Below are 19,273 nucleotides of genomic sequence, written 5' to 3' on the forward strand. Positions count from 1 at the left end.
TCCCCGACCGCGCCACGCTGGAGAACAAGCTCAGCCAGGTCGCCGCCCTGCCCGACCAGCCCGAGGTGCACCTGCGCCCCAACAAGCTCGTCTCCTACAAGGTCGTCGCCATGGTCATGGCCAGCGCTCAGCGCCTGGGCGTCACCAAGATCGGCCTCGTGGGCAACGAACAGTTCATGCAATGACCGCCATGAAGACCAAGTCCTTGTCCGCACTGGCGCTGGCGCTGGTGCTCGGCCTGTCGGCCAGCCTGGTGCAGGCCCAGGCGATGCGCCCCGAGGTGGGCAAGCCGCTGCAGGCCGCGTCCGACCTGCTGAAGGCCGGCAAGGGCAAGGAAGCCCTGGCCAAGGTGCGCGAGGCCGAGGCCGTCGGCGGCAAGACCGCCGCAGAGGCGCTGATGGTCGAGCGCATGAAGGCTGCCGCCGCCCAGCGTGCCGGCGACACCGCGACTGCCGCGCAGGCGCTGGAGGCGCTGCATGGCAAGGTGAGCGGTGCCGAGCAGGGCCAGATCGCCGAACAGCTGGCCAGCACCTATGCCAGCGCCCGCGACAACGCCAAGGCTGCGCAGTGGGTGCAGAAGGCCCAGGCCGCCGGCAACAACAGCGCCACGCTGAAGCAGCTGCAGGCCTACCTGCAGGGCAGCAGTGGCGACTTCGCGGCCATCGCCAAGGAAGCCGCGGCTGCCGTGGCCGCGGCCGAGCAGGCCGGCAAGCGGCCCGAGGAGGCCGACCTGCTGCGCCTGGCTGACGCCCAGGCGCGCACCAACAATGCCGCGGGCCACGCCGCCACACTCGAGAAGCTGCTGTTCAGCTACCCGAAGAAGGACTACTGGTCCATCTACTTGGGTCGTCTGCCGCGCAAGGCCGGCTTCTCCAGCCGCTTGAACCTCGACCTGATGCGCCTGCGCCTGGCCACTGGCTCGCTGGAGAAGACGGACGACTTCATGGAGATGTCGCAGCTGGCACTGCAGGCGGGCTACCCGGCCGAGGGCAAGGCCATCGTCGACAAGGGCTTTGCCAGCGGCGCCCTGGGCACCGGCGCCGAGGCCGAACGCCACAAGCGCCTGCGTGACCTCGCCAACAAGCAGGAAGCCGAGGGCAAGGCCTCGATCGAGCAGCGCGCCACGGCTGCCGCCGCGGCCAAGGATGGCAACGACCTGGTGCAGATCGGCTATGCCTACGCCACCATGGGCCAGGCGGACAAGGGCATCGCCCTGATCGAGCAGGGCATTGCCAAGGGCGGCCTGAAGCGGCCCGATGATGCACAGTTGCGGCTGGGCATGGCGCTGCTGCAGGCCGGTGCCAAGCACAAGGCCAAGGCGGTGCAGGTGCTGCGGGCCGTCAAGGGCACCGACGGCACAGCCGACCTCGGCCGTCTCTGGGCGCTGTACGCGAACACGCAGGGTTGACCGGCAACGGGCGCGCAGGCGCTCGGCCACAATCGCGGGGCGGGTTTTCCTGCCCCGTTTTCATTCCAGCCGGCACTTGCCGCGCCCCACCATGGCCCTGCCCTTCGTCCACACCCTGCCCCACGGCATCCATGTCATCGACACCGGCTTCCACCGCCCGCAGTTCGATGCGGCCTACCTGCTGGTGGAGAACGGCCGCGCCGCATTCATCGACACCGGCACCAACTTCGCCGTGCCGCGCCTGCTGGCCGCGCTGGACGACCTGGGCCTGGCCCGCGACGCGGTGGACTTCGTCATCGCCACCCATGTGCACCTGGACCACGCCGGTGGCGTGGGCCTGCTGATGCAGGAGCTGCCGCAGGCCAGGCTGCTGGTGCACCCCCGCGGCGCGCGCCACATGGTCGACCCGCAGGCGCTCTACCAGGGCGCACTGGCGGTGTATGGCCAGGCGGTGATGGACCGCGAGTACGGCCAGCTCGTCCCGGTCCCCGCCGAGCGGGTGCACAGTCCGCAGGACGGCGAAACCCTGCACCTGGCCGGCCGGCCGCTGCTGTTCATCGACACGCCGGGCCATGCCCGCCACCACCACAGCATCTGGGACGCACGCAGCGCCGGCTGGTTCACCGGTGACACCTTCGGCCTCAGCTACCGCGAGACCGACAGTGCCTCCGGGCCTTGGGTGCTGCCCACGTCCAGCCCGGTGCAGTTCGAGCCGGAACCGCTGCGGCAGTCGGTGCAGCGCCTGCTGGCCACCCAGCCGCAGCAGATGTACCTGACGCACTTCGGCGCCGTGGGTGACGTGCCGCGCCTGGCCACCCTGCTGCTTGAGCAGGTGGACGCCATGGTGCTGCTGGCCAACCGTCTGCGGGAGGACCCGCAGCGCCATGACGCGCTGAAAGCCGGCCTGCAGGCCCAGGCCCGCCAGCGCTTGCAGCAGCATGGCGTGGCCGATCTGGACGCCGCCGTGGCCAGCCTGGCGCTGGACATCGAGCTCAATGCCCAGGGCCTGGGCGTCTGGCTCGACCGCGAGACCCGCTGAAGACACCCCGTTTCCAACCACAAGGACACACCATGCGCTTGCTGCACACCATGCTGCGGGTCGGCCATCTTCAGCGGTCGATCGATTTCTACACCCAGGTGCTGGGCATGGACCTGCTGCGCACCACGCAACGGCCCGAGCAGCAGTACGACCTGGCATTTGTCGGCTACGCCGGCGGCAACCCCGGCCAGGCCGAGATCGAGCTGACCTACAACTACGGCGTCGACCACTACGAGCTGGGCACCGCCTACGGCCACATCGCCATCGGCGTGCCGGACGTGGCCGCCACCTGCGCCACACTGCGCGACAAGGCCGCGGCGCTGGGCGGCGCCATCACCCGCGAGCCCGGCCCGGTGAAGGGCGGCAGCACGGTGATTGCCTTCATCACCGATCCCGACGGCTACAAGATCGAACTGATCGAGCGCCGCAACCTCTGAGGACGGTCAGGCGCGCAGGGCCTGGGCCTCGCGCGCCAGCCGGGTGATGCGGGCCCAGTCACCGGCGGCCACCGCATCGGTGGGCGTCAGCCACGAGCCGCCGCACACCTTCACATTGGGCAGCGCCAGGAACTGCGGCGCCGTCTCCAGGCTGATGCCGCCGGTGGGGCAGAACACCACATCCGGGAACGGGCCGCCCAGGGCCTTGAGCATCGGGATGCCGCCGGCCTGCATGGCCGGGAAGAACTTCAGGAACGACAGGCCGTCGGCCTGGGCGGCCATCACCTCGCTGGCGGTGGCCACGCCCGGCAGCAGCGGCAGGCCGATGCGGCGGCAGGCCGCACCCACCTCGGCGGTGTAGCCGGGGCTGACGGCGAAGCGGCTGCCGGCGTCCAGCGCCGCCTGGGCGTCGGCCGCCGAGCGGATGGTGCCGGCGCCCACCTCGGCCTCGGGCAAGGCCTTGGCGATGGCCTCGATGCACTGCAGCGCCACTGGCGTGCGCATCGTCACCTCCAGCACCTTGACGCCGCCGGCCAGCAGCGCCTCGGCCAGCGGCACGGCATCCTGCACCCGCTGCAGCACGATGACGGGGATGACGGGGCCGTGGCTGGCCAGGCGGAGGGTGTCGGTCATGGCAGATCCTGTGGAAAGTGGCAGGTGGCAGGCAGTTCGGGCCTCACAGCCAGGTGATGGCGCCTTCTTCCGCGCTGCGCACCGTGCGGCGCATGCCACCGAACAGTTCGCGGCCCAGGCCGTGGGCGTTGTCCTCGGCCTGGTCGGCATCCAGCGTGGCCAGCGGGCGGGCGGCCCATTCGGCGGCATCGACCAGCGCCACCAGCGTCCCGGCGTTGGCATCCAGGCGCACGCGGTCGCCGTCCCGAACACGGGCCAGCGGGCCGCCAGCCAGGGCTTCCGGGCTGACATGGATGGCCGCCGGCACCTTGCCCGACGCGCCGCTCATGCGGCCATCGGTCACCAGGGCCACGCGGAAGCCCTTGCCTTGCAGCACCGCCAGCGGCGGCGTCAGCTTGTGCAGCTCGGGCATGCCATTGGCCTGCGGGCCCTGGAAGCGCACCACCACCACCACGTCGCGGTCGAGTTCGCCCGCCTGGAAGGCCCGGTGCAGCGCCTCCTGGTCGTGGAACACCCGGGCGGGCGCCTCCACCACATGGCGGTCGTCGGGCACGGCCGAGATCTTGATCACCGCCCGGCCCAGGTTGCCTTCGAGCAGCTTGAGGCCGCCACTGGGCGAGAACGGTGCCGCCGCCGTCCGCACGATGCCGTCGTCACCGCTCTCGGCGGGCACCGGTGTCCAGCCCAGCTGGCCGCCGGCCAGGCGCGGCACGCTGCCGTAGGCGGCGATCCCGCCCGCTGCCACCGTGGCCACGTCGCCGTGCAGGCAGCCGGCCTGCAGCAACTCGCGCAGCACCCAGCCGGGACCACCGGCAGCCTGGAACTGGTTCACGTCGGCACTGCCGTTGGGATACACCCGCGCCAGCAGTGGCACCTCGGCCGACAGGTCGGCGAAGTCGGTCCAGTCGATGGTGATGCCGGCCGCCCGCGCCACCGCCACCCAGTGGATCAGGTGGTTGGTCGACCCCCCGGTGGCCAGCAGCGCCGCCATCGCATTGACGATCACCCGCTCGTCGACCAGCTGGCCGATCGGGGTGTAGCGCGCTCGGCGGGTGATGCCCAGCACCGTGCCCACGGCGTCACGGGTCAGCGCCTCGCGCAGGCCGTCGTGCGGATGCACGAAGGCGGCGCCGGGCACATGCAGCCCCATCGCCTCCAGCAGCATCTGGTTGCTGTTGGCGGTGCCGTAGAAGGTGCAGGTGCCGGCACCGTGGTAGGCGGCCTGCTCGGCTTCCAGCAGCTTGTCGCGCCCGACCAGGCCCTGGGCATACTGCTCGCGCACCTTGGACTTGTCGCCGTTGGACAGCCCGGTGGACATCGGACCGGCCGGCACGAAGACGCAGGGCAGATGGCCGAAGTGCAACGCCCCGATCAGCAGGCCGGGCACGATCTTGTCGCACACGCCCAGCAACAGTGCGCCGTCGAAGACATCGTGCGTCAGCGCCACGGCGGTGGCCATGGCGATGGTGTCGCGCGAGAACAGCGACAGCTCCATGCCCGGCAGACCCTGGGTGACGCCGTCGCACATGGCCGGCACGCCGCCGGCCACCTGCACCGTGGCACCGTGGCGGCGCGCCTCGTCGCGGATCAGCGCCGGGTAGCCCTCGTAGGGCTGGTGGGCCGACAGCATGTCGTTGTAGGCCGTCACCACCGCCAGGTGCGGTGCCCGCTCGGCCACCACGCGCAGGCGCTGGTCGCCCGGCATCGCGGCAAAGGCATGGGCCACGTTGGCGCAACCCATGCGCTGGGCGCCAGGCGGTCGGTCGGCCAGCTTCTGCAGCCGCGCCAGGTAGGCCTGCCGCAGCGGGGCGCTGCGCGCGCGGATGCGCTCGGTCAAGGCGGCGATGCGAGGCTTCATGGTGGTGGCCGAGTAACTGGTTCAGTGATTGTGAAGTAACCCGGTTACATCGTCAAGACAAGCGACAGAAGGTCCGCAGCAACAACCGGGCCGGCGTTTCTGGCATGCTGGCGCCATGCAAGCCTTGGCCGTGCGCGACACCGCTGCCCTGCTGGCGCAGGTGCAACGCCAGTGGGGCGGCCAGTCCGACCTGTGGGTGTTCGGCTACGCGTCGCTGATCTGGCGGCCTGAATTCGACGCGGTGGAGCACCGCCCTGCCCTGGTGCGCGGCTGGCACCGGGCCTTCCAGATGCGCTCGCGCATCAACCGCGGCACGCCGGCGCAGCCGGGACTGGTGTATGCACTGGTGTCGGGCGGCATGTGCCGCGGCATGGTCTACCGCATTCCGAAGGACCGCGGCCGCGAGGAACTGGACCGGCTGTGGTCACGCGAAATGCCCACCGGCGTGTACGACCCCCGTTGGCTGCGCTGTCAGACCATGGCTGGTGAGGTGATGGCCCTGGCCTTCACCCTGAGCCGCCGCAGCCCCAACTTCACTGGCCGCATCGACGACCACGAGATGCTGCGCATCCTGCGCCATGCCCAGGGCCGCTACGGCACCACGCTGGACTACCTGGTGCGCACGGCTGAGAGCCTGCGCCAGCACCGCATGTGCGACCGCGAGAGCGAGCGCCTGCTGGCGCTGGCGCAGCGCGCCGGCCTGGTCTGACGGCCTGGTCTGACGGCCACGGGCCCTGCTGGCGCCGAGGCAGCGCTCAGCGCTCAGGGCGCAGGACGGACGCCGGCCTCGGCCGACCCTGCCCGGGCCCGGATCGCAGCCAGATCGTCCTGGGTGTCCAGGTCGACCAGCACGCCAGGATCGTCCAGCTCCAGCCCGTGCGCGGGGTAGCGCGCCACCAACCGGCGGGCACCCTCGTCGCCCGTCAGTTGCACCAGTTCGGAGAACAGCTCGGCACCGAAGCCCACCGGATGGCCGCGCCGGCCCCGGTGCTGGGCAAACACCACCGGATGCTGGCCCAGCGCCTGGGCCACCTGTTGGATGGTGGACGGCTGGACCAGCGGCATGTCGCCGGGCAGCACCAGCCAGCCGCCGCCATCGGACCGGGCTGCCACGCCAGCGGCGATGGAAAAGCCCATGCCCAGCGGACCGCCACCAGGGCTGCCCACCTCGGGCAGCACCACCACGTCACGCCGTGCCACCCAACGCGCCGCTTCAGCGGCCAACGGAGCGGTGGTGACCACCACCACCGGAAGGCGGCTGGCGATGGCATGGCCGATGGTCTGGCCCAGCACGCTGGCATCGCCCAGCGCCTGGACCAGCTTGTGGTGGGTGCCGGCGAACCGGCTGCCGCGGCCAGCCGCCAGGACGACGATGACAGGTTGGGGTCTCATGGTGCGTTGTGTCGGGGTCCTCTGTCTCCCTCCCGGACACCTCTGGGCTTGAAGCATGGGGGCCGTGCCGGTCATTCGACAGTCGGAGCTGTACCTAAGGCCAATCACTTAGGGTGCAACCACCATGCCACCGGACGCTGACACGGGCCTTGTGCCGGCACAGCACCTGGCGGCTGGGCCAGCGGCATACTGGGTGGATGGACAACCGCATCGCCGATCTCCGCAAGAGCTATGAAAAGGCCGAGCTCGATGAGCACGCCGCCGCCCCGCTGCCGCTGCAGCAGTTCGAGACCTGGTTGCAGCAGGCCATCGACGGCCAGCTGCCCGAACCCAATGCCATGACCCTGGCCACCGTGGGCGCCGACGGCCGCCCGTCCACCCGGGTGGTGCTGATCAAGGGGTTGGATGCCCGCGGCTTGGTCTGGTACACCAACTTCAACAGCCGCAAGGGCCAGGAACTGGCGGCCAACCCGATGGCCGCGCTGCAGTTCCACTGGGTGGAGCTGGAACGCGTGGTGCGCATCGAGGGCCGGGTGGAACGGGTCGCCGATGCCGAGGCCGATGCCTATTACGCGTCGCGCCCGCTGGATTCACGCATCGGTGCATGGGCATCGCCGCAAAGCCAGGTGATCGGCGGCCGCGGCGTGCTGGTGGCGCAGGCCGCCCGCTATGCGGCGCAATTCGCGCTGTCGCCGCCCCGGCCGCCACACTGGGGCGGCTTCCGCCTGGTGCCCGACCGCTGGGAGTTCTGGCAGGGCCGCAAGAGCCGCCTGCACGACCGTCTGCGCTACCGGCTGGACGGCGACACCTGGGTGCGCGAACGGCTGGCGCCTTGAGACGGGCGCCGCAGTCAGCTGCGGCGCACCCGTTCTGCGAAGGTCTTGCGGAACTTCTCCACCTTGGGCGCCACCACATGGGCGCAGTACCCCTGGCCAGGGTTGTTGGCGAAGTAGTGCTGGTGGTAGGCCTCGGCCGGCCAGTAGTTGTCCTCGGCCACCAGTTCAGTCACGAGACGGCCACCAACACGCGCATCGGCTTCGGCCATCACCGCGCGGGCCACCTCGGCCTGCTCGGGCTGGTGCCAGTAGATGCCCGAGCGGTACTGCGTGCCCACGTCGTTGCCCTGTCGGTTCAGCGTGGTGGGATCGTGGATGACGAAGAAGATCTCCAGGATCTCGCGCAGGCTGATCTGGTCGGCGTCGAAGCGCACCCGAACCACTTCGTTGTGGCCGGTGTCACCGTCGCAGACCTGGGCATAGGTCGGTTGCCTGACGGACCCGTTGGCATAGCCGGACTGCACCGACAGCACGCCCTGTACCTGCTCGTACACCGCCTCGGTGCACCAGAAGCAGCCGCCGCCCAGGGTGATGGTCTCTTCGCGCATGCCCGTGCTCCTTGATTGACAGCCCGACATTGTGGCCGCGGCACCCGCCCGCACGCGGCGCCAGGGGTTTGCGCCGCCGCGCCATGCAGAATCGCACGATGCGCACCGGTGCCTGTTCCGCATGAACGACTTCTTCTCCACCTTCGGCCTGCTGGAATGGAAACCCTGGGTGGCTGCCATGCTGTTGCCGCCAGTGCCCCTGCTGGGCATGCTGCTGCTGGCCTGGTGGTGGCAGCGGCGGCGGCCCGCGCTGTCGACCCTGCTGCTGATGGTGGCGGTGGTGGCGCTCTGGTTCAGCCAGTGCCAGGTGACCGGCATGCTCCTGGAGCGCCAGCTGTCGCCCAGCCCGTCGCTGTCGGCCCAGCGCATCGCCGACCTGCGCCGTGGCAGCGGCGATGCCCGCACCGCCGTGGTGGTGCTGGGCGGCGGCGTGCGGGCGCTGGCCTCGGAGTACGGCGAATCGCACCTCGAAAACATCTCCATGGAGCGGCTGCACTATGGCTTGTGGCTGGCGCGCCAGCTGCAGGCGCCGGTGCTGTTTTCAGGCGGCGCCGGCTGGGCGCAAGCCGACCATCCCGCCGAAGCCACCGTGGCCGCCCGCATCGCCAGCCGCGACTATGGCCGCAACCTGCGGTGGGTGGAAGGCGATTCACGCGACACCCGCGGTAACGCCCACCTGAGCCTGCCGCTGCTCCAGAAGGATGGCATCACCCAGGTGCTGCTGGTCACCCATGGATCGCACATGCGGCGGGCGCAGCGCGCCTTCGAAGCGGAAGCGCAACGCCTGGCCATGGCCGTGAAGATCGTGCCCGCCCCCATGGGCCTGGTGGCTGACCGCCACCTCTCGGGGTTGCAGCGCTGGGTGCCCAGCGCCGAAGGCAACCTGCGCGTGCGCCAGGCGCTGCGCGAGTGGATCGGCCTGGCATCGGGCGCCTGAGGCCCGACGCCAACCGCAGAAACACAAACCCCCTCGTGCCTTGCGACCCGAGGGGGCGGGCGGCCGATGGCCGCCATGTGGGGATCCGGAGAATGTTGTCCGGGGCCCCGTTTCGTGCAGAGACTGCACGAGGTGGATTGCCTTCAGTGAAGGCAGTGCAACGGTACTCCCGGCGCCGGCAACCTGCAAGCGATAGTTGACGCGCCGTGCTGGTCAGCGCGCCATCACCGTGTCGAACAGGCCCTGGACGCGCCGCGTCACCTCGGCCGGCATGCTGATCGCACGGCCCCATTCGCGCGTGGTCTCGCCAGGCCACTTGTTGGTGGCGTCCAGTCCCATCTTGCCGCCCAGGCCGCTGACCGGCGAGGCGAAATCCAGGTAGTCGATCGGCGTCTGCTCCACCAGGGTGGTGTCGCGCACCGGGTCCATGCGGGTGGTGATGGCCCAGACCACGTCCTGCCAGTTTCGGATGTCGACGTCGTCGTCGGTCACCACGATGAACTTGGTGTACATGAACTGCCGCAGGAAGCTCCAGAGCCCGAACATCAGCCGCTTGGCATGGCCAGGGTAGGCCTTGCGGATCGAGATGATCGCCATGCGGTAGCTGCAGCCCTCCGGCGGCAGGTAGAAGTCGACGATCTCCGGAAACTGCTTCTGCAGGATGGGCACGAACACCTCGTTCAGCGCCACGCCCAGCACCGCCGGCTCGTCGGGCGGCTTGCCGGTGTAGGTGGAGTGGTAGACCGCGTCGTGCCGGTGGGTCAGCCGGTCGATGCGGAACACCGGGAACCAGTCCTGCTCGTTGTAATAGCCGGTGTGGTCGCCGTACGGTCCCTCCAGGGCATGCAGGTAGCCGTTGATCTCCTTGACCGGCACGCCATGGGCGCTGTGCCCGCTGAAGCCGGCGTCGGCCACAGGGATGTGGCCTTCCAGCACCAGCTCGGCCGTGGCAGGCACCTGCAGCAGGCGGTCGCCCTCGCCCACGGCGCAGTCCACCAGTTCGGTGGCGCTGCCGCGCAGCAGGCCGGCGAACTGGTACTCGCCCAGGCTGTCGGGCACCGGCGTGACGGCGCCCAGCGTGGTCGCCGGGTCGGCGCCCAGGGCCACCGCCATCGGGAACGGCCGGCCGGGGTTGGCGCGGGCGAAGTCGCGGAAGTCGAGTGCGCCGCCGCGGTGGGCCAGCCAGCGCATGATCACCTCGCTCGGGCCGATCACCTGCTGGCGGTAGATGCCGATGTTCTGGCGCAGCCGCGGGCGCGCGATCGACTGGGGTCCGCGCGTGACCACCAGGCCCCAGGTGATCAGCGGCGCCGCATCGCCAGGCCAGCAGGTCTGGATCGGCCAGCGGGTCAGGTCGACCGCGTCGCCATGCAGCTCCACCTCGCGGCAGGGGCCATCTCGGCGGCGCACCGGTTTCATGCTCCACACGGCCTTCATCATCTGCACCAGGCGGCCGGCATCCTTCAGCCCTTGCGGGGGCTCGGGCTCCTTCAGGCGTGCCAGCAGGGTGCCGATCTCGCGCAGCTCGCCGACGTCGGCCGCGCCCATGCCCAGCGCCACCCGCCGCGGCGTACCGAACAGGTTGGCCAGCACCGGGGTGCGGTGGCCGGTGGGCTGGCTGAACCAGAGCGCCGGTCCACCGGCCCGCAGCACCTGGTCGGCCAGGGCGGTCATTTCAAGTTGGGGGGAGACCGGCTGGGTCACCCGCTTCAACTCCCCCATGCGCTCCAGTTGGGCAGCAAAGTCACGCAGATCGCTGTATTTCATGTTTTGAAATGCATAAAGAAGATCATTGATATGCTTGACCGGTTATGACGAGGCTTCCTAGAATTCGTCAAATCTGATCATTCGAGGGTTAACCCGGACCCGACATGCGCGCGACGCGGTCTGTTCTGGGGGCTCACATCGGCGGGCCTGCCTGCACCATGCGAGGTGCAAGAAGCCAAGCCTTCCATTATCGACCCCGCTCCCGGGTCCGCCGGTTCCGCCGGCACCCTGCGCACCAACGGGTCATCAACTGGGTCTGCCATGACAGCGAAATCACGCATTCGCGCTGCGGCCAGCTCCTGTGTCGAATCGGCGCAGGTGTTCCTGCGCGATGTGGGCGCCGGCCTGCTCGAGGTTAGCCACAACTCCCTGGCCCTGCTGGGACTGGTGGTGGTGGGCGTGGCCCTGTTCGCCGGCGGTCGCCCCGAAATCCGCACCGCGGTGGAACAACAGGCGCTGGACTGGCTGCTGGCGCGCCAGGAGTCGCGCGATCCGCAATCAGCCGACGTGCAACCCGAGCCGGAACCCGATGCCGTGGCCCGTGCCACCGCCACCGATCCCAAGGCCCTGCCCCGCCAGCAGGCGGCTGTGGCCCACTGGCTGGCGCGGCGTTACAAGGTGGCGCCGGAGCCGGTCAGCCGCCTGGTGCAGGAGGCCTGGGCCGTGGGACACCGCGTCGGGCTTGACCCCACCCTGATCCTGGCCATCATGGCGGTGGAATCCAGCTTCAACCCGTTTGCGCAAAGCCCGGTGGGCGCCCAGGGCCTGATGCAGGTGATGACCCGGGTGCACGACGACAAGTACGAGGCCTACGGCGGCGTGCGGGCGGCGTTCGATCCCGTGGCCAATCTGCGCGTCGGTGTGCAGGTGCTCAAGGAGTGCATCGCCCGCGCCGGCAGCCTGGAGGCCGGTCTGCGGTACTACGTGGGCGCTGCCATCAGCGGCGAGGATGGGGGGTATGTCGGCAAGGTGCTGGCTGAACAGTTGCACCTGCGCCAGGTGGCCGACGGCCGCCAGGTGGCGGTCAATGCGTCCAACAACGCCAGCCCGGTCAACAACGCAGCGCCCGCCCCAGCGCCAGTGGAACCTGCCGAACCTGCGGCCGTGCCTGCTGTCGGTCCCAGCGCGCCTGCGCCCGCTGGCGAGCGGGTGGCGATGAACCGCTGAACTGCGCGGGCGGGTCCGTCCGCTACAATCGGGGCGCCTGCGCGACTGGCGATAGGGCAGACCGGCCATCCCCGCCGGCCGGCCCGAGGTGGACCACCACCGTGGAGCGCAGACCGGCCCTGACAAGGGCGGCCACACCGGCCGCCGCCGAAACAGCCGTTCGCCTGGGCAGCCCGGAGCCGGGCCTCGCGTGTGCCGATGGTGTGCCGATGTGGCGTGCCACCGTGTGCAAGCGCTTGCTGCCGGGTCTCAACCCCACAGGACTGCCCCATGTTTGACCGCACCCAATCCACCGTTGCCCATGTCGACCCCGAGCTGTGGGCGACCATCCAGTTGGAGAACGCCCGCCAGGAGGCGCACATCGAGCTGATCGCCAGCGAGAACTACGCCTCGCCGGCCGTCATGCAGGCCCAGGGCTCGCAGCTGACCAACAAGTACGCCGAGGGTTACCCCGGCAAGCGCTACTACGGCGGCTGCGAGCATGTCGACGTCGTCGAGCAGCTGGCCATCGACCGGCTCAAGCAGCTGTTCGGCGCCGAGCATGCCAACGTGCAGCCCAACTCGGGTTCGCAGGCCAACCAGGCGGTGTTCTTCGGCCTGCTCCAGCCGGGCGACACCATCATGGGCATGAGCCTGGCCGAAGGCGGCCACCTGACCCATGGCATGCCGCTGAACATGTCGGGCAAGTGGTTCAAGGTGGTCAGCTACGGCCTGGACGCCAACGAGGCCATCGACTACGACGCGATGGAGCGCCTGGCCCATGAACACAAGCCCAAGCTGATCATCGCCGGCGCGTCGGCCTACAGCCTGCGCATCGACTTCGAGCGCTTCGCCAAGGTGGCCAAGGCCGTCGGCGCGTACTTCATGGTCGACATGGCGCACTACGCCGGCCTGATCGCCGCCGGCGTCTACCCCAATCCGGTGCCGTTCGCCGACGTCGTGACCAGCACCACCCACAAGACGCTGCGCGGCCCGCGCGGCGGCCTGATCCTGATGAAGGATGCGGTGGCCAAGCAGGTCAACAGCGCGATCTTCCCCGGCATCCAGGGCGGCCCGCTGATGCATGTGATCGGCGCCAAGGCGGTGGCCTTCCACGAGGCGCTGCAGCCGGCCTTCAAGGCCTACCAGCAACAGGTGGTGAAGAACGCTGCGGTGATGGCCGAGACGCTGATCGAACGCGGCCTGCGCATCGTCAGCGGCCGCACCGAGAGCCACGTGATGCTCGTCGACCTGCGACCCAAGGGCCTGACCGGCAAGGAAGCCGAGGCGGTGCTGGGCAGCGCCCACATCACCTGCAACAAGAACGGCATCCCGAACGACCCGCAGAAGCCGATGGTGACCAGCGGCATCCGCCTGGGCAGCCCGGCAATGACGACCCGCGGCTTCCTGGAAGACCAGGCCCGCCAGACGGCCCACCTGATCGCCGACGTGCTGGACAAGCCGCAGGATGCGGCCACCATCGCTGCGGTGCGCGCCAAGGTGGCGGTGCTGACGCGCGACTTCCCGGTCTACCGCTGATCCGGCGCGCCGGCGATGCGCTGCCCGTACTGCAGCCACCAGGAGACGCAGGTCGCCGAGACCCGCGAATCCGACGAGGGCGACGTGGTGCGGCGCCGCCGGCGCTGCCTGAAGTGCGACAAGCGCTTCACCACCTACGAGCGCGCGGAGATCGCGCTGCCGGCGGTGGTCAAGAAAGACGGCGCGCGGGTGGAGTTTGACCCCGCCAAGCTGCGCGGCTCGATGATGCTGGCGCTGCGCAAGCGGCCGGTCAGCGTCGAGCAGGTGGACGCGGCGATCGACCGCATCCAGGACAAGCTGTTGGCCACCGGTGCCCGCGAACTGCCCAGCGCCCGCCTGGGCGAGCTGGTGATGCGCGAGCTCAAGCGCATCGACAAAGTGGCCTACGTGCGCTTCGCGTCGGTCTACCGCAGCTTCGAGGACGTGGACGAGTTCCGCCAGCTGATCCGGGACATCTGAGCCCGCAACCGCGCCCCCCCACCACGGTGGGAGAGCCGCGCTTCCCCCCACCGGGGCCCCACCGCGATCCACCCGGCGCCCCCCCCCGCCAGGGCGACGCGCGCCCTGCGCCCGGTTTCTAGAGTGTGCCCATCGACCAACCGCTGGAGCACGCCATGCAAGCCACCACCGCACGCCGCCCTGCCGCCACCTGTCAGCCGCGCCGCCGGCGGCGTGGCCTGTCGATGGTGGAAGTGCTGGGCGTCCTGGCCATCAGCGTGCTGCTGCTGGGCGGATCGCTGCCGATGCTCAACGACCTGCGCCAGGGTCAGCGCCTGCAGGCCGTCGCCGCGCTGCTGGAGACTGACATCCACATGGCCCGCAGCACCGCCATCAGCACCGGTCAACCGGTGCGCCTGGTGGCGCAGGCCCTGGCCGGTGGCGGCAGTTGCTACCTGCTGCACATGGGCGCGCCCGATGCCTGCGACTGCGGGCCCGAGGGTCAGGCCCGCTGTGAAGCCGGCACAGCGCCACTGCGCCACGAGGCCCTGCCGGCGACCGGCGGCGTGTCGCTGGCGACACTCTCGCGACCGCTGGTCTTCGACGGCCGCAAGGCCACGGTGACGCCCACCGCCACGCTGCGGCTGACGGCCCGTGACGGCCGCGCCATCCACCAGGTGGTCAACATCATGGGGCGGGTGCGGTCCTGCAGCCCGGGCGGGTCGGTCGGCGGACTGCGCGCCTGCGAGTGACCCCCCCCCCCCCGCACATCGGGGGGTGGCGACAAGCGGCCAGACCTGGCCGATGAACGGTGCGCAGCCCCGCAGACGGCCGCGCCCCTTTGCTGATAATCGAGCGATGTCTCAACTGCCCAGAGCCCGCCGTGTCCTTGCCGGCTTCACGCTGGTCGAGTTGATGATCGCAGTCGCGATCATGGCCATCCTGGCTTCGCTGGCCTGGCCGGCGTTGCAGCAGTTCGTGCAGAAGAGCCGCCGGTCGGATGGCATGGCCGCGGTGTCCAAGATCATGCAGGCACAAGAGCGCTGGCGGGCCAACAACCCGTCGTACCAGGGCACGTTGGCCGAATTGCCCGGCGCCCAGTCCGCCACGTCGCCGGATCGCCACTATGACCTGAGCGTGGTCGATGGCAGTGCCAGTGCCGCCGGGTACATCGTCCGGGCAACCGTGCGCAGCGGCTCGCCGCAGAGTGGTGACAGCACCTGCCAGGTGCTGCAGGTCACCGTCAATGGCGGCAACATCACCTACAGCTCGCGCTCTGGCACCGGCGCCAACGCGGCACCCGACCCATGCTGGGTACGCTGAAGCCCATGGCGCGCAGGCGCCCTGCACGCGGTGGCGCTGGCGGCGTCACGCTGGTGGAACTGATGGTCACGTTGGCCATCGTCGCGGTGCTGCTGGCGATCACGCTGCCGTCGATGCGCGAGTTCATCGCCCGCAAGCGGCTGGAGGGCATCGCCCAGGAGTTGGTCACCGACCTGCGCCTGCTCAAGTCGCACCAGATCCAGAACCGGCCGAACACGGGCACGGCCATCGGCTTCGGCACCACAGACAGCAAGAGCTGCTACATCCTGTTCGTCAAGGGTGACAACGTCGAGAACTGCGACTGCACCGCAGCCGAAGACCTGCTGTGCGGCCCTGCAGATGCCGAGGGGCTGCGCCCGTCACCGATCCGGCAGGTGACCATCCCGCGTGACAGTGGCGTGCGCATCACGTCGAACCGGACCTCGCTGGACATGCTCGGCTACAACGCCATGCCCCGGCTCAACCGCACCCTGAGCATCGCCGTCACTGGCACCGATGTCGGCGAAATCCGCATCACGACCAACGCCACCGGGGTTCCGGCGGTGTGCGCAGTGTCAGGCGTGTTCGCCAGCATCAAGGCGTGCCCGTCGTGATGGCGGCACAGCGCGGTCTGGTGGATCGCCGGCAACGGCCGGCGGCCGGCCTGTCGATCGTCGAGTTGATGGTCGGCATCGCCATCTCGCTGTTCATCCTGGCGGGCGCCACGCTGGTGCTGACCAGCCAGCTCGACAACAACCGCCGGCTGCTGCTTGAAGCGCAACTGCAGCAGGACCTGCGCACGGCCGCCGACATGATCTCGCGCGATGTGCGCCGCGCCGGCTACTGGGGCCGGGCCTATTGCAATGTGTGGCCGGCGGTGCAGGACATGGCGAACTGCCCCGGTGGCAATCCGTACAACACGATGACGCCGGCCGATGCGCCGGGTCTGGTCGACACCACGGAGCTGGTCTACGACCGCTCGACCGACGCAGAAGGCGGCGGCGACATCAACCGTGACGATGGCGTGGTCGACGCCATCGTCACGCGTCCACGCGAACGCGTGGGCTTCCGATGGAACGCGGACAACGGCACCATCGATTACCTGGTGGGCAACAGAAACTGGCAGGCTCTGACCGATCCGGCGGTGCTGCGCGTCACGCAGTTCACCATGACGATCAACACGCAGGCCTTGCCGGTGCCATGTGCGGCAGCCGACTGCCAGGCGAAGGGCCCGGTCTGCGACGGGCCGGTGACGGTCCGCTCACGCGATGTCAGCTTCGTCATCGTGGCCGAGGCGGTGCATGATGCGGGCGTCCGGCGCAGCCTGCGCGAGAACGTTCGCCTGCGCAACACCGTGCCGGAAGAGCAGTGTCCATGACGCAACCGCGCCTGCGCAGCCGCCACCGCGGCGTGGCTGCCCTCACGGTGGTGATGGTGCTGTTCTTCGTGATGGCGCTGGTCGCGGCCTACACCAACCGCAACCTGGTGTTCGAGCAGCGCATCTCGGCCAACAGCTACCGCGCCACCCGCGCGCTCGAGGCCGCCGATGCGGGCGTCGAATGGACATTGGCCATGCTCAACGGCGGCCGCACGACGGCCAATTGCGCCGTGCCGGACGCCGCTGGCGCGGGCGGCCTCACTGATTTCCGCAGCCGCTACCTGGTGCCATCGACGAACGAAACTAACGGCGAGGGCGCCTTTGAACTGCCCTGGGGCCAGGTTCCCGCCAATCGTGTCTACCCGGCCTGCATCATCGTCGACGGTCGGCCGCGCTGCATCTGCCCGGCGCTGGGCGAGGCGCCGGCAGCGATCAACGCGCCGGCCGACGGCATCGGCAGCGCCTTCCGCATCACCTTCCGCTACTTCCACGTCAGCGCGGTGCGTGGCGGTACGGTGCAGTTCGTGTCGCGCGGGTGTGCCAACCCGGGTGACGCCGAGTCCGGCTGCTATGCGCAGAACGATGCCCTGCCAAGCGTCGACGGCACCACGGCGGTGATCGCCACCGTCGGTCTGGTGCGTGCGCTGCCGGTCGCACCCAAGGCCGCCATCACTGCGGGTACCACGATCACCGCCGACGCACCGGCGCAGCTGCGGGTGAGCAACGGCGATTTCGCCTCGGGCCTGACTTTGCATGCGGGGGGTGCGATCACGGCGCCGGGCAGCCAGTTGACCGGGCCACCGGGCAGCGGAGCCGACGGGCGCGTCGACGGTGACGGCACGCTGGCCGCCCTGTCGGCCGAGGGTGTCGAACCCTGGTTTCGCGCGTTGTTCGTGATGGACACCGCCAGCTACCGGCGGCAGCCTGCGGTGGTGTCGCTGGACTGCGCGGCGGGTTGCACCAGCGCCGACATTGCCAATGCGCTGCTGCTGAATCCGCGCAACCCCATCTGGGCCACCGGCAATGTCGACCTCAATGACGCCGGCGTGCTGGGCACGGCGGCCGACCCGATGATGCTGATCGTCATGGGCACGCTGACCGTGTCGGGCAATGCCAATGTCACCGGCTTCGTCCACGCCAACCAGATCAGCTGGTCAGCGCCGGCAGCCACCTGGAACGGCGCACTGGTCGCGGCCACCGCCTTCAACGCGACCGGTGTGGCCACCGTCAACTACGACAAGGCCGCGCTCGACACCATCCGCCTGCGCTACGGCTCGTTCGTGCGGGTGCCCGGCGGCTGGAACCTCTTCTGACCATGCGCCACCCCACTCCGCGCCCTGCCCGTACCCGGGGGGTCTCGCTGGTCGAGGCCCTGGTGGCACTGGCCGTCATGTCGATCGGCATGCTGGCCCTGGTGGGCGTGCAGAGCACCATGCGGCTCAACAGCGATCTGGCCAAGCAGCGCACCGAAGCCACCCGCATCGCCAGCGAGGAGATCGAACAGCTGCGTTCCTTTGCCTCGTTGGAGGTGGACATCGCCCGTCCGGGCACGTCGTACGACGAGATCGTCGACAGGGTGGTGGAAGGCTATGTGCCGCCCGACGGCATCGGCAACACCACCTACCGGGTGGTGCGCACTGTCAGGGACCTGCCCGGCAGCCCGCAGAAGGTGCTGTCGGTGCAGGTGCAATGGACCGACCGCACCGACCTGCGGCAGCGGGTGACACTGGACAGCGTCATCAACGGCACGGCCCCCACGCTCGGCGCGTTGCTGGTGGTGCCGCACCGCGACTCGGCGACCAGCCGCAACCGCGGCCGGCACATCAGCATCCCGGAGGGCGCTGTCGACCTGGGCGACGGCTACAGCCGTTTCGTGCCACCGGGCGCCACCGGCGTGGGCTGGTACTTCAACAACCTGAGCGGTGTGTTGCGGGTGTGCGCCGGCGATGTGACCGACTACACCACCTGCCCGCTGGCCACGCTGGTGTCGGGCACGGTCCAGTACCACATCGGCGACAGTCAACCGACCGCCGAGAACGCGGAGAAGCCCCTGGGACCGGTGTTTGCGCTGCGTGGCGGCCCGAACGCGTTGGCGTTGGCCGATGCCGTGGGCACCGGGGTCGATGCCCGCTGTTACTCGGTGGTGGTGGAGACACGGGTGGTCTACTTCTGCGCCGTGCTCACCTCGGACGCCGCCGGCTGGGGTGGACGGCTCAATCCGGTGCCGATGGATGCCGCTGGCGAGCCGCTGGAGTTCGGCCACGTCGCATCGTCGTTCAAGAGCTGCCGCTACACGACGGACGTGCCGACCGCCGAGAACGAGGCCACCACGTCGGTGACCGAAGCGGATCTTCATGCCCAGTACACCCGCAACGCCAACCACCCCCTGAAGTACTGCCTGGAGCGGCCGCGCAATCCCGCCGAAGCCGGCTCGGCTTGCACGGGCTCCCGCGTCAAGACCAACCTGATCAACCAGAACTTCCTGATCATCCGCGGGGATCACTTCTGCCCCACGGAAAATGCCGACGATCCGGTGGATCCGAAAGCGGCGCAGTTCACCGACAACCGTAACCAGATCTTCGTCAACACCCGCCAGCACCAGCCGACGCCCTGAG

General features: G+C 69.7%; 21 protein-coding genes. 16 read left to right on the top strand and 5 right to left on the bottom strand.

What is annotated here, in order from left to right:
* The 4 genes from FFT10_RS25335 to gloA form a co-directional block, all read left to right on the top strand.
* The coding region (locus tag FFT10_RS25335; protein ID WP_174246149.1) for an ExbD/TolR family protein at positions 1-185 on the top strand (185 nt) is incomplete at its 5' end.
* Between the two features lie 5 nt (positions 186-190).
* On the top strand, positions 191-1,408 hold the full coding sequence (locus tag FFT10_RS25340; protein ID WP_137735674.1) for a hypothetical protein: 1,218 nt from the start codon (positions 191-193) through the stop codon (positions 1,406-1,408).
* Between the two features lie 91 nt (positions 1,409-1,499).
* A complete protein-coding gene (locus FFT10_RS25345) occupies positions 1,500-2,447 on the top strand; it encodes an MBL fold metallo-hydrolase (protein WP_137735675.1) in 948 nt (315 codons plus the stop codon).
* Positions 2,448-2,479: 32 nt separating this feature from the next.
* Positions 2,480-2,884 (top strand): lactoylglutathione lyase, encoded by a 405-nt coding sequence (gene gloA, locus FFT10_RS25350; RefSeq protein WP_137735676.1) that lies wholly within the window; start codon positions 2,480-2,482, stop codon positions 2,882-2,884.
* 6 nt (positions 2,885-2,890) lie between these two features.
* On the opposite strand, the gene eda is transcribed toward gloA, so the two are convergent.
* Positions 2,891-3,517 (bottom strand): bifunctional 4-hydroxy-2-oxoglutarate aldolase/2-dehydro-3-deoxy-phosphogluconate aldolase, encoded by a 627-nt coding sequence (eda, locus tag FFT10_RS25355; RefSeq protein WP_137735677.1) that lies wholly within the window; start codon positions 3,515-3,517, stop codon positions 2,891-2,893.
* 43 nt (positions 3,518-3,560) lie between these two features.
* The gene (gene edd, locus FFT10_RS25360; protein ID WP_137735678.1) at positions 3,561-5,375 is read right to left on the bottom strand and encodes a phosphogluconate dehydratase; all 1,815 of its coding nucleotides are present in this window, start codon (positions 5,373-5,375) and stop codon (positions 3,561-3,563) included.
* Between the two features lie 115 nt (positions 5,376-5,490).
* Between edd and FFT10_RS25365 the strand changes: the two genes are divergently transcribed.
* Positions 5,491-6,084: a gamma-glutamylcyclotransferase gene (locus FFT10_RS25365; protein ID WP_137735679.1), complete on the top strand. Its 594-nt coding sequence runs from the start codon at positions 5,491-5,493 to the stop codon at positions 6,082-6,084.
* Between the two features lie 53 nt (positions 6,085-6,137).
* Here the strand turns inward: FFT10_RS25365 and FFT10_RS25370 are convergent, their stop codons facing one another.
* Positions 6,138-6,767, bottom strand: a complete 630-nt coding sequence (locus FFT10_RS25370) for a nucleotidyltransferase family protein (protein ID WP_137735680.1) — start codon at positions 6,765-6,767, stop codon at positions 6,138-6,140.
* Positions 6,768-6,964: 197 nt separating this feature from the next.
* Between FFT10_RS25370 and pdxH the strand changes: the two genes are divergently transcribed.
* Positions 6,965-7,603: a pyridoxamine 5'-phosphate oxidase gene (gene pdxH / locus FFT10_RS25375; protein WP_137735681.1), complete on the top strand. Its 639-nt coding sequence runs from the start codon at positions 6,965-6,967 to the stop codon at positions 7,601-7,603.
* A 14-nt stretch (positions 7,604-7,617) separates the two neighbouring features.
* On the opposite strand, the gene msrA is transcribed toward pdxH, so the two are convergent.
* The gene (gene msrA, locus FFT10_RS25380) at positions 7,618-8,151 is read right to left on the bottom strand and encodes a peptide-methionine (S)-S-oxide reductase MsrA (RefSeq protein WP_137735682.1); all 534 of its coding nucleotides are present in this window, start codon (positions 8,149-8,151) and stop codon (positions 7,618-7,620) included.
* A 121-nt stretch (positions 8,152-8,272) separates the two neighbouring features.
* Here msrA and FFT10_RS25385 point away from each other — a divergent pair, with 121 nt between their 5' ends.
* Positions 8,273-9,088 carry a YdcF family protein gene (locus FFT10_RS25385; protein WP_137735683.1) on the top strand — a complete coding sequence of 272 codons (816 nt, stop codon included), beginning with the start codon at positions 8,273-8,275 and terminating at the stop codon, positions 9,086-9,088.
* A 213-nt stretch (positions 9,089-9,301) separates the two neighbouring features.
* Here FFT10_RS25385 and FFT10_RS25390 read toward each other — a convergent pair whose 3' ends face one another.
* The gene (locus FFT10_RS25390) at positions 9,302-10,855 is read right to left on the bottom strand and encodes a UbiD family decarboxylase domain-containing protein (protein ID WP_137735684.1); all 1,554 of its coding nucleotides are present in this window, start codon (positions 10,853-10,855) and stop codon (positions 9,302-9,304) included.
* Positions 10,856-11,116: 261 nt separating this feature from the next.
* Here FFT10_RS25390 and FFT10_RS25395 point away from each other — a divergent pair, with 261 nt between their 5' ends.
* The 9 genes from FFT10_RS25395 (at position 11,117) to FFT10_RS25435 (ending at position 19,272) form a co-directional block, all read left to right on the top strand.
* Positions 11,117-12,022, top strand: a complete 906-nt coding sequence (locus FFT10_RS25395) for a lytic transglycosylase domain-containing protein (RefSeq protein WP_137735685.1) — start codon at positions 11,117-11,119, stop codon at positions 12,020-12,022.
* Positions 12,023-12,292: 270 nt separating this feature from the next.
* Positions 12,293-13,540 (top strand): serine hydroxymethyltransferase, encoded by a 1,248-nt coding sequence (glyA, locus tag FFT10_RS25400; RefSeq protein WP_137735686.1) that lies wholly within the window; start codon positions 12,293-12,295, stop codon positions 13,538-13,540.
* 15 nt (positions 13,541-13,555) lie between these two features.
* The gene (nrdR, locus tag FFT10_RS25405; protein ID WP_137735687.1) at positions 13,556-13,999 is read left to right on the top strand and encodes a transcriptional regulator NrdR; all 444 of its coding nucleotides are present in this window, start codon (positions 13,556-13,558) and stop codon (positions 13,997-13,999) included.
* Positions 14,000-14,154: 155 nt separating this feature from the next.
* Positions 14,155-14,730 (top strand): GspH/FimT family pseudopilin, encoded by a 576-nt coding sequence (locus FFT10_RS25410; RefSeq protein WP_137735688.1) that lies wholly within the window; start codon positions 14,155-14,157, stop codon positions 14,728-14,730.
* 52 nt (positions 14,731-14,782) lie between these two features.
* Positions 14,783-15,301, top strand: a complete 519-nt coding sequence (locus FFT10_RS25415; RefSeq protein WP_137735689.1) for a type IV pilin protein — start codon at positions 14,783-14,785, stop codon at positions 15,299-15,301.
* A gap of 5 nt (positions 15,302-15,306) precedes the next feature.
* The gene (locus FFT10_RS25420; RefSeq protein WP_162520921.1) at positions 15,307-15,894 is read left to right on the top strand and encodes a pilus assembly FimT family protein; all 588 of its coding nucleotides are present in this window, start codon (positions 15,307-15,309) and stop codon (positions 15,892-15,894) included.
* Positions 15,894-16,658, top strand: a complete 765-nt coding sequence (locus tag FFT10_RS25425) for a PilW family protein (protein ID WP_162520922.1) — start codon at positions 15,894-15,896, stop codon at positions 16,656-16,658. The genes FFT10_RS25420 and FFT10_RS25425 overlap by 1 nt, the downstream gene beginning before the upstream one ends.
* Positions 16,655-17,971 carry a pilus assembly PilX family protein gene (locus tag FFT10_RS25430; protein ID WP_137735692.1) on the top strand — a complete coding sequence of 439 codons (1,317 nt, stop codon included), beginning with the start codon at positions 16,655-16,657 and terminating at the stop codon, positions 17,969-17,971. The genes FFT10_RS25425 and FFT10_RS25430 overlap by 4 nt, the downstream gene beginning before the upstream one ends.
* 2 nt (positions 17,972-17,973) lie before the next feature.
* Positions 17,974-19,272 carry a prepilin-type N-terminal cleavage/methylation domain-containing protein gene (locus FFT10_RS25435; protein ID WP_137735693.1) on the top strand — a complete coding sequence of 433 codons (1,299 nt, stop codon included), beginning with the start codon at positions 17,974-17,976 and terminating at the stop codon, positions 19,270-19,272.
* Position 19,273: the final 1 nt, after the last annotated feature.

Origin of the sequence: Pseudaquabacterium pictum (genome assembly GCF_005403045.1) — a bacterium.
Lineage (GTDB): Bacteria > Pseudomonadota > Gammaproteobacteria > Burkholderiales > Burkholderiaceae_C > Pseudaquabacterium > Pseudaquabacterium pictum.